Genomic DNA, 14,347 nt, shown 5'->3' with positions numbered 1-14,347 from the left:
TGCCCACAAAAGCGTATATCTATCTGGCTGCACTTTCCGTGGCCCTCTTGAAATAAACGCGATGGCATCCACAATGATGGATGGCACAAACACTTGGACGCAGTTTTGAACGCACATCATAACCAACGCTTCGCTGATCGCCTGGCATTATTGTCCGGCAGTGAAGCGGCTCAGGCGCTTATCGATATTCGTCATGGCGTAGAGCGTGAAACGCTCAGGATCAACCCCAACGGAAAGCTGGCCACCACGCCGCATCCTCAGGCTCTGGGATCTGCGCTAACGCATGACAGCATTACCACGGATTTTTCTGAGTCGTTGCTGGAATTTATTACGCCGCCGGAAAGGGACCCGATTGTCACTCTGTCGCAACTTTCCGATATTCACAAATACACCATTGAATCGCTTGGTGATGAGCGTTTGTGGCCAATGTCGATGCCCTGTTACATCAGCAATGATGATGCGATTCCCATTGCTTATTTTGGTACGTCCAACGTAGCCAAGATGAAACAGCTGTATAGAGTTGGGCTGCGCAATCGTTATGGCAGCATGATGCAGGCTATTGCTGGTGTGCATTTCAATTTTTCTCTGCCGAAGACATTCTGGCAAAGATGGCTGCCCATGCTTGGTGAAACAGGGGATAAGCAGGGTATATCGGCTGCCTACTTTTCACTGATTCGTAACTACCGGCGTCTGTGCTGGTTAGTACCCTATCTTTATGGCGCCTCTCCAGCGCTATGTAGCTCTTTTATACAGGGACGACAAACCGACAAATCATTCGAAAAAATAGGTAAGGGCACCATTTACCTGCCCTATGCAACCTCATTGCGAATGAGTGATCTAGGCTATACCAATAGTGCCCAGTCGACACTTAACATTTGCTACAACCATATCGATACTTATATTGCGTCGCTGCGCCGAGCGATTGCTACTCCCTCTTCGCAATACAGTAAATTGGGTGTCAAGCGTGACGGTGAATACCAGCAACTCAATGCGAATGTGTTGCAGATTGAGAATGAACTGTATTCCCCTATACGTCCTAAACAGCCGACCCGAAGCATGGAGAAGCCAACAGATGCACTTGCCGAGCGCGGCGTCGAGTATATTGAAGTGCGTGCGCTGGACGTTAATCCGTTTGCACCGCTGGGCGTAGAACTGAATCAATTCTATTTCCTTGATGTGTTTTTGCTCTACTGCGCGATTAAACCTAGTCCCAGTTTCGATTTATCTGGCTACCGACAAACTGAGCATAATTTGACCACGGTTGTTGAACGCGGACGTCGTCCCGGTTTGATGCTGGAAGATGAAGGCCGGGCCGTATCATTACAGGATTGGGCACGAGAGCTATTCGATGACTTCTATCAGGTGGCCAGACTGCTGGATGATGTTAACCAGAACGATCGCTACAGCAAGGCAGTCAGTATCGAATGGAACAAAGTATTAGATGCGAATAAAACGCCATCAGGCATGCTGCTTGAGCATTTACTCAAACACAACCTGGATAATGGCGCTTATGGCGTAGAGCTGGCTGAAAAGTACCGGCAACAATGGCTAAGCAATGACTACAAGCTGTCTGATCGGCAGCACTTCGCTGAGGCCGCGCGACAGTCAATCGCGGCGCAGAGGGAGATAGAGGCGTCGGATAACGTTGATTTTGAAAACTTCCTGACCGATTATTTCGCCGACCTGAGCCAGTATGCGGATACCGAAAAAGCCGGTTAAAAAAATGCCTGGCGGGCGCCAGGCATAAACAAGTTCCAGGGAAAACACACATTACAACTACTAGAACACAATGTGTATGAGTCGCTGATGAGTGAAAAGTTCACAAAAAATAAACATTTTTTAAAAAAATTTTTCCAGATAGCGTTGTTATCCACATTGCTGTCCTCTTGTGCGGTGACACCTCCACGAAACGCCGACAATATCTGTGACATTTTTGAAGAAAAAGACGACTGGTATGATGCCGCCGCTGACATGCGCGATAATTGGGGCGTGCCTATTCACGTGCCGATGGCGATGATGTATCAGGAAAGCTCATTCCGTGCCGATGCGCTGCCGCCCCGTGATTATGTTTTTTTTGGTCTGATCCCCTGGGGTAGGGTTAGTACGGCATACGGATATTCACAGGCTAAAACACTGACCTGGGAAGACTATATTCGTGAAACCGGTAACGGTGGTGCAGACCGTGATGATTTCGAAGACGCGATAGATTTCATGGGCTGGTTTATCAGCAAAACCTACTCAGTAAACGGTGTGTCAAAGTGGGACGCTTACGCCCAGTACCTCAATTATCACGAGGGTTGGGGAGGCTTCAAGCGTGGTACCTATAACAAGAAAAAGTGGTTGGTCAATGTCGCCAAGAAGGTCAATGATAGGGCCTACCGCTACGCCACTCAGCTTAAATCCTGTGAAGATGATCTTGAACGAAGCTGGTTTTTCGACTGGTTTAGCTAGGTGCGCTTATTGTTAACATTGGCATAGATTGGCGGGCGGCCCTAAATAACTTGCCTATCCTGCACGGTCGCCTTACTTTCAAGACTGAGTTGTTCGATCACTGTGCCTCGCTGTAACACCCTGTCAGTCACATATCGGCCGACTGCCGGACCATGTTTAAATCCATGACCAGAGCCTCCACCCACCACATAGGTGTTGTTCAGACCAGGATGGAGATCAATGACAAAATCACCATTCGAGCTATTTTCATACTGACATACTCGACTTTCGAGTAACGGTTGATTCGCAATACCTGGAAAGCGCTCTGCGAGAAATAAACGGGTTTGCTGTATTACTTCGTCGTGCACATGACGATTCACTTTACTTGGATCCACTCGCGTTCCGTGGGTGTCATTGGCCACCTTAAAGCCTCTACCTTCGATATCTGGGAGACCATAGTAAGGTAAGGTCGCCCACGTCGGTAACTTGCCAGTAACTTCACGACTGGCCTGGAAATACAAAATTTCCTGACGAGTGACAAATAACCTATTTGCCATTGCCTCTGGACATACTTTGTCTAACCAGGGACCACAGGCAATAATAAAATTTTCCGCCTGAATGCGCCCAATGCCGTTGCCATGCTTATATTCAATCTCTGTCAATGCCCCTTGACGTGACCGGGTTGAATCTATCGGAGAAACCGTACCCTGAAAAATGTGTACACCGGCCTGTGCCGCTTTAACGGCTAATGTCTGCACGCCACGTCTCGCCATCAGTCCACCGGCATTGGGCTCTAGGATGCCACGTTCACCATCCTTGACCTTCATTACGGGATAGTTGTTGCGTAATTGCTTGGTATTCAGCGCTTTAAATGGGATACCAAACTTTTTTAATACCGCTTTACTGGCCATGACATACGGATCGTCCTCTTGGTGAACCATTAGCATACCAATGGGATGAAACAGTGGCAGGCTGGAAGCCTCAGAGAGCTTCTTCCAGGCAGCTAGCGACCGATGAGACCACTCTGTATAGAGTTCAGAGTCACCATAACCCGTTCGGGTTACCCGGCTTTCTCCACCGGATGAGGACCCTGAATGTCCAGGCGTGGACTGGTCAATCACCGCCACAGACAGCCCAGCCTGACGAAGATACCAGGCGCTCCACATGCCAAATACTCCGGCACCGACGACAACTGCATCGAACTTGTGTTGTTGCGCAGAAAATGACCAGTTAGGCGTTAGCAAGGGAGTCATCGCCAACGCCTTCAGAACGTGCCTTCTATCCATGCCAGCTCGAAGACCTTGAAAGTTTAAAAGTTAAACAGTAGGTCAGGGCGGCAATTTGTGCAATGACTGGCCGTTATAAACGTTGCAGCCTGCGCACTAGATCTGCTGGGCAATCAACACCAGTAATGCACCTTTACCGCCCCACTCCAGCGGGGCCTGATGAAAACCAAGTACATCGGGGTGTTGTACCAGCCAGTTGGGCACGGCTGATTTTAAAATTTTTGATCCTATGCCGTGCACAATACACACGCAGTGACAGTGTTCTTTTTTGGCGGCATAGATAAGTTCCGCCACTTCAGCTTTTGCAGTTTCCCGGTTCAGGCCGTGCAGATCCAGGATCAAATCTGGCGGGTATTCGCCCCTTCTCAGGCGTTTTACTTCGTGGCTCGACTCTCCGGGTTTGACGAAGCGCAGGGGGCCTTGTTCATCAAAATGGGCTTCATACTGATCGGAAAATTGGAAAGCTGCGTGACTTTGTTTGGTGCTGTCAGCCCGTTGTTTGTTTTTTTTGTGACTATCAGAGCGTGGTGCTTTATTGTTCCGCCACGGAGGCAGGGTGTCCTGCTTGATTGGGGAAACATCGGCAAATAATGCCTGAAAAGTCGATGCTGATTTGTCCTTTTCAGTGCCCATTACTTCTACACACTCATTTCTTCGTACCAAAACAGGTGTGGTAGTGTAACAAAAATTGCTCAAGGTGAGGATTTTCCTTGCTGTGCTCTGCCTCGCAAGGTATGTTTTGCAGCCTCACCCGAGTCCCCGTTTTCAACAGATAAAGTAAGGTAAATGAGTCAACACCCGTATCAAAATATAGCCGTTAATGAATTGCTGACAGGCCTGGATATGGTGCGCTGGGCGGCGTCTGAGTTTCATCGGGCTGAGCTGTTCTTTGGTCACGGTACCAACAACGCCTGGGAAGAGGCACAAGCGTTGCTGATGCACATCCTTAATCTGCCTTACCAATGGATCGCTGATACGCAGTGCAAAGTACTCGATGCCAGATTGACCGAGCAGGAGCGTTGTGATGTGGCACAGATGGTATGGCAAAGAGTTAGTGAGCGAGTGCCGCTGCCTTATATCACTCATCAGGCGTGGTTTTGTGGTTTGCCATTCTATGTCGATGAGCGAGTGTTAATTCCACGTTCGCCTATCGCCGAACTCATTAACAACGGTTTCTCTGACTATCTCGAAGAGACGCCAGCAAGGATTATGGATCTTTGCACTGGCGGAGCCTGCATCGCCATTGCGCTGGCCTACCAGTTTACTGACGCGCAAGTCGATGCGTTGGACATTAGCAGCGATGCTCTGGATGTGGCCGAAATCAACATTTCTCAGCATGGCTTGTCGGAGCGTGTGGTGCCAATCCAATCCGATCTGTTTTCAGCCGTCGATGGACAACGTTATGATTTGATCGTCAGCAATCCACCCTATGTCGACGCTGAGGATATGGCAGATTTGCCAGATGAATTTACCCATGAACCAGAATTGGCGCTGGCAGCAGGTGATGATGGTCTGGACCTGGTGGAGACTATCCTGCGTCAGGCGCCTGCGCATTTAACCGATCATGGCTGGTTGTTCGTCGAAGTCGGCAACAGCATGGTGCACTTTGCACAACGTTTTCCTGGGCTGAATGTCACCTGGGTAAACTTTACGCATGGCGGTGACGGCGTATTTGCCGTTGACCACAAAACACTGAGCGATTACTTTTCATAATCTAGCAAACAGGACAGAAGCAACATGGCTGGCAACACCTTCGGCAAACTCTTTACCGTCACCACTTTCGGCGAAAGCCACGGCGTGGCAATCGGCGGTGTCGTTGATGGCTGTCCGCCGGGGCTTGAATTAGATGAAGCTGCATTGCAAGTCGACCTTGACCGTCGTAAACCGGGAACGTCTCGCTATACCACGGCACGACGGGAAGATGATGAAGTACAAATCCTGTCAGGCGTATTTGAAGGCAAAACCACAGGCACCAGTATCGGTTTGCTGATAAAGAATAAAGATCAGCGCAGTCAGGATTATTCAAAAATTAAAGATACGTTTCGCCCTGGCCACGCCGACTACACATATCAGCAAAAGTATGGCTTCCGTGACTATCGTGGTGGCGGTCGATCGTCTGCGCGAGAAACTGCTATTCGCGTCGCCGCTGGCGGCATTGCCAAACAGTACCTGGCAAAGCATTGTGGCATTCATATCTATGGTTACCTGTCGCAGCTTGGCCCTATCGTGATGGATAACGTTGTCCCGAGTAGCATAAACGACAACCCCTTTTTCTGTCCGGATCCCGCCAGGCTAGACGAGCTTGACGCCTATATGCGTGACCTGAAAAAACAGGGCGATTCGATCGGCGCCAAGGTGTCTGTTGTTGCTACCGGCGTGCCGGTCGGACTGGGTGAACCTGTTTTTGACCGCCTCGATGCTGACATCGCCCATGCGATGATGGGGATCAACGCAGTGAAAGGCGTGGAAATGGGCGATGGCTTTGCAGTGGTAACGCAGAAGGGCAGTGAGCACAGGGATGCGTTAACGCCGTCAGGTTTCAAAAGTAACCGTTCTGGCGGTGTTCTTGGCGGCATATCCAGTGGACAGGACATCGTCGCTCATCTGGCCCTCAAGCCAACCTCAAGTATTACGGTACCGGGTGAAACCATAGACGTGCGCGGTGAGTCGGCTGAAGTGATCACCCGCGGGCGTCATGACCCCTGTGTCGGCATTCGCGCTGTGCCCATCGCTGAGGCAATGCTGGCCCTGGTATTGATGGATCACCTGCTCAGACATCGCGGACAGAATGCGAACGTGAACAGCAGCACGCCAGTGATCCCTGGCAGTGTGTAACGCCCTAGATTTACAACATCAGTGAACAATGTGAGCTCATTCAGGGCCGCGCAGGCACCGTTGCTACTTGGCCTTACCTATCTGTTTTATTTCGGCCAGCTCGGTGTCATCGTGCCATATCTGGGCATTTTCCTGGATGGCCGCGGCTTTACCTCACAGCAGATTGGCGAACTGTTTGCCATTATCACCGTGGCGCGTATTTTTGGTCCGACCCTGTGGGCAACCCTGGCAGACAAAAGCGGTCGCGGTTTGCAGGTATTGCAATTCGGCTGCTTTCTGTCGGTCGCCTGTTTTTCACTGGTGTTCGTATTGCATGGCTTCTGGGGGATCACGCTGGCTTTTGCCTTGATGATGATGTTCTGGACGGCGATTTTGCCGCAGATGGAAGTCATCACATTGAACACGGTCAGAGGAGATGCCAACCGTTATAGCCGTATTCGCCTGTGGGGAAGTATTGGCTTTGTATTACTGACTGTACTGACGGGACAGATGATTGACTGGTACTCATCTGAAGTCCCTATCGTCGTGTCCTTTTTCGTCCTGCTTTCACTGTTTTTAGTCTCTTTGACACTGCTTGAACCAAAGCCTGATTCCCACTCAAAGAGTTCAGGTGGCTCGATGCTGAGTCAGGCGATGAAACCAGTGTTTGTGTTGTTTTTACTCTCCACGGTGCTGCTGCAGATAAGTTTTGGTCCTTTCTATGGCTTTTTCGCTCTATACATGCGTGATTTAGGACTTAGCGGCCAGCAAACCGGCTTATTGATTGCGTTGGGCGTGGTTGCCGAGGTGTTTATTTTTATTATCGCCGGCCGGCTGATTGGGCGTTTTGGTGTCAAGGCTATGCTCATTATTAGCCTGCTACTTACCGCATTCCGTTGGTTTGCATTGGCTTATCTGGCGCACAGTACACTTTGGGTAGTGCTCAGCCAGCTGCTGCACGCGTTTAGTTTTGGTATGACGCATGCGGCGTCAATGCACTTTATTCACCAGCACTTTGACACCCAATATCAAAGCCGGGGTCAGGCGATATATGTCAGTATTGGCTTCGGCGTAGGTGGTGCAATTGGTAACTATCTGGCTGGGGTGTTCTGGCAGCAGGGGGCAGGCGCAACCTTTGCGTTTATGGCTGCGGCGATCGTTGCTAGTCTGGCCGCCCTGTTACTTGTGCCAGTGCGCAAAACATCCATGTCAGGTCATGTTTGATGTGACGGCGAGGTTTCTGCATACTGGCTATTCAACATGATTGGTTAATGGAAAATAACATGTGGCGCAATGCTCTTCGGTCCTTCACGTTTTCAGCTCTTGCAATATCCAGTTCATTACAAGCGCAGGTGCCCGGCAGTGACATCCTGCTGGCCAGTATTTCGGTTGGCTCTGATAACATTGAAGTGAGCGCTATAAAACGCCTGACCGATCGCACGCAATATGACAATCAACCGTACTTTCTAGCCGACGGCAAATCGCTTTATTACACCGCCGCAATTGAATCAGATTCATCATCTCAGATGGATATCATGGCATTCGACTTGAACACAGGGGACGCGGTGAATCTGACCAACTCGGCGCAAAGCGAATATTCACCAACGCCGCTTCCCACAGGAAATGGTTTCAGCACGATTCACGTTGATAAAGACGGTAAGCAGTGGCTTTGGGCATACGAGAACAATGGTGAATCACGGGGCAAGTTGTTGGACGCAGAGCCGGTGGGATACCACGCCTGGGTTGATGAAAAACGGGTCATCATGTTTGTGCTCGGCGAGCCACATACGCTGCAAATGGGCAACCTGGACAGTAACACAAGCCGCGTCGTCGCAGCAGACATCGGTCCCAGCCTGTATGCCATTCCTGGTTCAACAAACATGAGTTTTACGCAACGTTTGGGCTCGGGAGAGCAGGCAGCATGGTGGCTAATGTCATACAATCCTGCTGATGATAGCGTCACAAAGCTTATTCAGATGCCCGCCAATGTGACTTACTATACATGGCTGACGGATGGTAGCGTATTGCTAGCGCAGGGTAGTAAACTGTATCGCTGGCAATCAGCATCGACGCAACAGTGGCGCGAAGTAGCCGATCTCACTGATGCATGTGGGGCAGGGATAACCCGACTTGCCGCTAACCAGCAAATGTCGCAGCTGGCATTGGTTTGTAGTCGCAGCGAGTAGTTAAATTTGCAGCGAAGACTGGATCACGGCGTCGGGGCAAGCGCCTATCAGTTCAATATGTTTGTCGTTGGTTTGCTGTTCGAGCCTGACATCAAAACCCCATAGCCGATGCAAATGTTTAAGCACTTCATCTTTGCTGTCAGCCAGCGGTATCCCGTGTTGTGGAATGTAGCGCAGCGTTAGCGAACGATCTCCCCGCAAATCGACATTATAGACCTGAATGTTTGGCTCAATATTGCTCAGATTGTATTGCGCCGAGAGCTTTTCGCGGATCATGCGATACCCCTGCTCATCGTGAATAGCGCTGATCTCGAGAAATTGCTTGGCGTCATCATCTTCAATGGCAAACAATTTAAAGTCACGCATTAACTTGGGCGACAAAAACTGTGAGATAAAACTTTCATCCTTAAAATTACGCATTGCCCAGTGCACCGTTTCCAACCAGTCCTTTCCGGCAATATCCGGCATCCAATAGCGGTCTTCTTCGCTGGGAGACTGGCAGATCCGCTTGATATCCATAAACATATTAAATCCCAACGCATAGGGATTAATGCCCGAATAATAGGGACTGTTGTAGGGTGGCTGGGCTACAACATTGGTGTGACTGTGCAAAAACTCCATGATGAAGCGATCGGTCACTTTACCTTCATCATACAAATGATTGAGCAGGTGATAGTGCCAAAAACAGGCCCAGCCCTCATTCATGACCTGAGTTTGCTTTTGAGGATAAAAATACTGTGACACTTTGCGAACGATGCGCACCAACTCTCGCTGCCAGGGCTCCAGTAAAGGCGCGTTTTTTTCAATAAAATACAGCAAATTCTCTTGTGGCTCGGCAGGAAAGCGCGCTTGTTGTTGCTGCGCCTGATCGCTGGTACGGGGCACAGTGCGCCATAAATCATTGACCTGCGATTGCAGATAACGCTCTCTGTCTTTTTGACGTTCCCGTTCCTCCTGCAGGGAAATCTTCTGCGGACGTTTGTAACGATCAACACCGAAATTCATCAACGCATGACAGGAGTCAAGGGTATTCTCAACCTCAGTGACACCATACTTCTGTTCACACCTGGCGACATAATTTTTGGCGAATACCAGATAGTCGATGATTGAGCTGGCGTCCGTCCAGGTTTCAAACAGATAGTTGTTTTTAAAAAATGAATTGTGCCCATAACAGGCATGCGCCATCACCAGCGCCTGCATGGTGATGGTATTTTCTTCCATCAGATAGGCAATGCAGGGGTTAGAGTTGATGACAATTTCATAGGCCAGACCCATCTGACCACGGCGATAATTTTGTTCAGTGGAGATAAACTTTTTGCCAAAAGACCAGTGTGAATAGTTGATTGGCATGCCGATACTGGCGTAAGCATCCATCATTTGTTCAGCGGTAATGATTTCGATTTGATTGGGATACGTATCCAGGCCGTAATGCTTGGCAACGCGGTCAATTTCGCGTTCATATTCGGCTAACAACTCGAACGTCCAGTCAGGCCCATCGCTTAATGGTGTGACCGCTTTTTTAGCCATTAAGGATTCTCTCCACGTCTATGAGGGACTTTTTCAAAAAGCTCCCTGAATACCGGGTAAATGTCTTCAACCTGACGAATGTGTTTCATAGCGAAATTGTCATTACTCTGTGCAACACGCTCGTACTCTCGCCACAGGCTCTGGTGCTGTCTTTCGGTAATTTCAATATAAGCGTAGTAACGACAGGCGGGTAATAATCTCGATTCTAAAAGTTTGCCGCACTGCGGTGAGTCATCTGCCCAGTTATCACCATCGGAGGCCTGTGCGGCGTATATGTTCCAGTCACCTGACGAGTAACGCTCGAGGATAATGTCATTCATCAGTTTTAGAGCGCTTGAGACGATCGTACCGCCAGTCTCCTGCGAATAGAAAAACTCCTGCTCATCCACTTCTTTGGCCTGGGTATGATGTCGAATATATACAACGTCAACGTTTTTGTAGGTGCGGCTTAAAAACAGGTATAACAAAATATAAAACCGCTTCGCCATATCCTTGGTGGCCTGATCCATAGAGCCGGATACATCCATCAGACAAAACATGACCGCCTTGCTGGTCGGTAATGGTCGCCGCTCGTAATTTCTGAATCGTAAATCAAAGGTATCAATGAAAGGAACCGCTGCTATTTGGGCCTTGAGAGCAGCAATCTGCTGCTCAAGTTCAGCGATTTCAATTGGGTGATCGTGGGTGTCATCGCGCAATTCACAGAGCGACTGCTCGAGCTCCTTTAGTCTGGCTTTTTTTCCAGCCGTAAGAGCAATACGCCGGGCCACCGAGCCTTTTAATGAACGTACAATATCTAAATTGCTGGGCACACCGTCAGACTTGTAGCCTGCCCGGTGTGTTTCCCACTGGATCACCTTATCGAACTGGTTTTTTTTCAGGTTAGGCAGAGCAAGATCTTCAAACAGCAGGTCGAGGTACTCATCTTTGGATATTTCAAACATGAACTCATCCTGACCTTCTCCTTCGTTACTGGCGTCTCCATCACCACTGCCTGAGCCACCGTTTTGCTCAGGCCGCTTTATTTTATCTCCTTTGGCAAACTGGTCGTTACCTGGATGCACCATTTCTCGCTTACCGCCTTTACCGGTATGAAAAATGGGCTCTGATATATCCCGGGTTGGAATACTGACCTTTTCTCCACTGTCAACGTCGGTGACACTGCGCTGACTTATCGCGTCTGACACGGCGCGCTTGATCTGCTGCTTGTAGCGACGCAAAAAACGCTGTCGGTTGACAGTGCTTTTGCCTTTGCTGTTCAGGCGCCGGTCGATAAAGTGTGACATAGACTACTGCCGTGCTGCTCAGGACGCCTTGCGAACCCGCAAGTACCATTCGCACAATAATCTCACCTGCTTTTGCGTGTAGCCTTTTTCCATCATGCGTTTAACGAAGTCGTCATGCTTTTTCTTATCTTCCGCTGAGCCTTTGGTATTGAATGAAATGACGGGCAGCAAATCCTCTGTATTGCTGAACATTTTCTTCTCAATGACAGTCCGCAATTTCTCGTAGCTCGTCCAGGCTGGATTTTTACCACCGTTGTTGGCTCTTGCCCGCAGCACAAAGTTGACGATTTCGTTTCTGAAATCCTTGGGATTACTGATGCCGGCAGGCTTCTCGGTTTTTTCCAGTTCAGCGTTAAGTGCTTCACGATTGAACAGTTGTCCGGTTTCAGGATCCCGATACTCCTGGTCCTGGATCCAGAAGTCGGCATAGGTCACATAGCGATCGAATAAGTTCTGGCCATATTCCGAGTAGGATTCCAGGTAGGCGGTTTGAATCTCCTTGCCGATAAATTCCACATATTTGGGGATCAGGTAGCCTTTCAAAAATTCTTTATAACGGTCAGCCATCTCGGCAGGAAACTGCTCACGCTCAATCTGCTGTTCCAACACATAAAAAAGATGGACAGGGTTGGCAGCGACTTCCTGATGGTCAAAATTAAACACCCGGGATAGGATTTTGAATGCAAACCGCGTACTCAAGCCGTTCATGCCTTCATCTACACCCGCATAGTCACGGTATTCCTGATAAGACTTGGCTTTGGGATCGGTATCTTTAAGACTTTCGCCGTTATAGACCCGCATTTTCGAGTATACGCTGGAGTTTTCTGGCTCTTTCAATCGCGATAAGACACTGAACTGGGCTAATACTTCCAGTGTATCAGGAGCACAGGGTGCACCAGATAACTCACTGCTTTCCAGCAGCTTACGGTAAATCCTGATCTCTTCTGAGACCCTCAGACAGTAGGGCACTTTGACAATATACACCCGGTCCAAAAAGGCTTCGTTATTCTTATTGTTTCTGAATGACTGCCACTCTGATTCATTTGAGTGGGCTAGTATCAGACCGTCAAATGGCAGTGCTGAGAAACCTTCAGTAGGGTTGTAATTGCCCTCCTGCGTGGCGGTCAGAAGAGGATGTAATACCTTAATCGGTGCTTTGAACATCTCAACAAATTCCATCAGTCCCTGATTGGCCTTGCACAGTGAACCTGAATAACTATACGCATCGGGATCGTTTTGGGCGAATTGTTCAAGTCTGCGTATATCCACTTTACCGACCAGTGCCGAGATATCCTGATTATTCTCATCACCGGGTTCGGTTTTTGCGATGGCCATCTGGTCCAGTATCGACGGATACACTTTGACGACTTTAAACTGGCTGATGTCGCCATTGTATTCATGTAGCCGCTTTCTGACCCACGGTGACATGATTGGCTTCAGATATCGCTTGGGAATGCCGTATTCTTTTTGCAGAATATCGCCATCCTCATTAGCATCAAACAGGCAAAAAGGATGGTCGTTGACAGGCGATCCCTTAAGCACATAGATAGGCACGGTCTGCATTAACTCTTTGAGCTTTTCAGCCATGGACGACTTGCCGCCACCGACCGGCCCAAGTAAATACAGAATCTGTTTCTTCTCCTCCAGACCCTGTGCAGCATGTCGCAAATACGCCACGATTTGCTCAATGCTTTCTTCCATCCCGTAGAATTCATTAAATGCGGGGTAACGTGCGATCACACGATTGGAAAATAGGCGACTTAATGCGGGGTCTTGCGAGGTATCGACCATTTGTGGCTCTCCAATGGCCGTTAATAGTCGTTCTGCCGCATTGGCGTAGGCGCCACTGTCCTCTCGGCAAAGGTCTAAAAATTCCTGAATGCTATATTCTTCTTCTTTATGTGCTTCGTAACGCTCTCTGTAATGCTCAAAAATGCCCATCAAAACTCTCCAGGGTAATAAAACCAGAAACCCTACATAAAGCTTAGACCCTAATTCGGCACAGTGTGTTGCAAGATTTTTATTTTTTACGACTTATCGTTGAGGCTATAAACAAAAACACCCGGCCAGGGCCGGGTGTTGCACAGTCTAGCGGGGCAAATTATGCTGCGAAATTTTCCGCGGCAAAGTCCCAGTTGACCAGTGACCAGAAACCTTCCATATACTTCGGACGCAGATTTCTATAATCGATGTAGTAGGCGTGCTCCCACAGGTCAACGGTCATCAGCGGCGTTACGCCTTCATCAGTCAGTGGGGTCGCTGCATTGCTGGTGTTCACGATGTCCAGACCACCGTCAGCGGTTTTGACCAGCCAGGTCCAGCTTGAACCAAAGTTGTTAACCGCTTTGTCATTGAACGCCGCTTTGAATTCATCAAACGAGCCCCACTTAGCGTTGATGGCATCTGCCAGTGCGCCAGTAGGCTCGCCGCCACCGTTGGGGCTCAGGCTGTTCCAGTAAAACGTGTGATTCCAAATTTGTGCAGCATTATTGAAAACACCACCTTCAGAATTCTTAACGACCTCTTCGAGACTCATGTTGGCCATGTCCGTCCCTTCAACCAGACCGTTCAGTTTGGTGACGTAGGTTGCATGGTGCTTACCGTAGTGGAATTCGAGAGTTTCAGCCGAAATGTGAGGCTCTAGTGCGTTCTTTTCATAGGGTAGAGCAGGTAGTTCAAATGCCATGTTGTGTCTCCATTTTTGATCGTCACATATTTACGTAGCTTGTCGACCAAACAGGCGCAACAATGCGCCATTGATCGGCTATAGCTGAAAGATATGCGGTTTGATCGGAAAAAACCAATGCCGAGTAGATAA

12 protein-coding genes are annotated in these 14,347 nt (G+C 49.1%); 6 read left to right on the top strand and 6 right to left on the bottom strand.

Annotated features, from left to right (window positions below; genetic code table 11):
* The first annotated feature begins 105 nt into the window (after positions 1-105).
* Positions 106-1,719, top strand: a complete 1,614-nt coding sequence (gshA, locus tag G441_RS0106065) for a glutamate--cysteine ligase (protein ID WP_026375518.1) — start codon at positions 106-108, stop codon at positions 1,717-1,719.
* A gap of 87 nt (positions 1,720-1,806) precedes the next feature.
* The gene (locus G441_RS0106060; protein ID WP_026375517.1) at positions 1,807-2,451 is read left to right on the top strand and encodes a transglycosylase SLT domain-containing protein; all 645 of its coding nucleotides are present in this window, start codon (positions 1,807-1,809) and stop codon (positions 2,449-2,451) included.
* Between the two features lie 41 nt (positions 2,452-2,492).
* Here the strand turns inward: G441_RS0106060 and G441_RS0106055 are convergent, their stop codons facing one another.
* Both G441_RS0106055 and smrB read right to left on the bottom strand, forming a co-directional pair.
* Positions 2,493-3,716: an FAD-dependent oxidoreductase gene (locus G441_RS0106055; protein WP_026375516.1), complete on the bottom strand. Its 1,224-nt coding sequence runs from the start codon at positions 3,714-3,716 to the stop codon at positions 2,493-2,495.
* Positions 3,717-3,812: 96 nt separating this feature from the next.
* Positions 3,813-4,349: an endonuclease SmrB gene (gene smrB, locus G441_RS0106050; RefSeq protein ID WP_026375515.1), complete on the bottom strand. Its 537-nt coding sequence runs from the start codon at positions 4,347-4,349 to the stop codon at positions 3,813-3,815.
* A gap of 153 nt (positions 4,350-4,502) precedes the next feature.
* Here smrB and prmB point away from each other — a divergent pair, with 153 nt between their 5' ends.
* The 4 genes from prmB to G441_RS19210 are packed head-to-tail and all read left to right on the top strand — an operon-like array spanning position 4,503 to position 8,716.
* On the top strand, positions 4,503-5,429 hold the full coding sequence (gene prmB, locus G441_RS0106045) for a 50S ribosomal protein L3 N(5)-glutamine methyltransferase (RefSeq protein ID WP_026375514.1): 927 nt from the start codon (positions 4,503-4,505) through the stop codon (positions 5,427-5,429).
* A gap of 24 nt (positions 5,430-5,453) precedes the next feature.
* Positions 5,454-6,551 (top strand): chorismate synthase, encoded by a 1,098-nt coding sequence (aroC, locus tag G441_RS0106040; RefSeq protein ID WP_026375513.1) that lies wholly within the window; start codon positions 5,454-5,456, stop codon positions 6,549-6,551.
* A gap of 30 nt (positions 6,552-6,581) precedes the next feature.
* Positions 6,582-7,754, top strand: coding sequence for an MFS transporter (locus tag G441_RS0106035; protein WP_026375512.1), 1,173 nt, complete (start codon positions 6,582-6,584; stop codon positions 7,752-7,754).
* A 59-nt stretch (positions 7,755-7,813) separates the two neighbouring features.
* On the top strand, positions 7,814-8,716 hold the full coding sequence (locus G441_RS19210) for a TolB family protein (protein ID WP_169726053.1): 903 nt from the start codon (positions 7,814-7,816) through the stop codon (positions 8,714-8,716).
* On the opposite strand, the gene G441_RS0106025 is transcribed toward G441_RS19210, so the two are convergent.
* The 4 genes from G441_RS0106025 to G441_RS0106010 form a co-directional block, all read right to left on the bottom strand.
* Positions 8,717-10,243: a SpoVR family protein gene (locus tag G441_RS0106025; RefSeq protein WP_026375511.1), complete on the bottom strand. Its 1,527-nt coding sequence runs from the start codon at positions 10,241-10,243 to the stop codon at positions 8,717-8,719. It abuts the gene before it with no gap.
* A complete protein-coding gene (locus G441_RS0106020) occupies positions 10,243-11,529 on the bottom strand; it encodes a YeaH/YhbH family protein (RefSeq protein WP_026375510.1) in 1,287 nt (428 codons plus the stop codon). The genes G441_RS0106025 and G441_RS0106020 overlap by 1 nt, the downstream gene beginning before the upstream one ends.
* A gap of 18 nt (positions 11,530-11,547) precedes the next feature.
* Entirely contained in the window at positions 11,548-13,470 is a 1,923-nt protein-coding gene (locus G441_RS0106015) for a PrkA family serine protein kinase (protein WP_026375509.1), read from the bottom strand.
* Positions 13,471-13,630: 160 nt separating this feature from the next.
* Entirely contained in the window at positions 13,631-14,215 is a 585-nt protein-coding gene (locus tag G441_RS0106010; protein ID WP_026375508.1) for a superoxide dismutase, read from the bottom strand.
* Between the last annotated feature and the right edge of the window lie 132 nt (positions 14,216-14,347).

The organism is Aestuariibacter salexigens DSM 15300 (assembly GCF_000429145.1).
GTDB classification, from domain to species: Bacteria; Pseudomonadota; Gammaproteobacteria; order Enterobacterales; family Alteromonadaceae; genus Aestuariibacter; species Aestuariibacter salexigens.
This window is presented reverse-complemented; position numbering and strand designations above follow the sequence as displayed.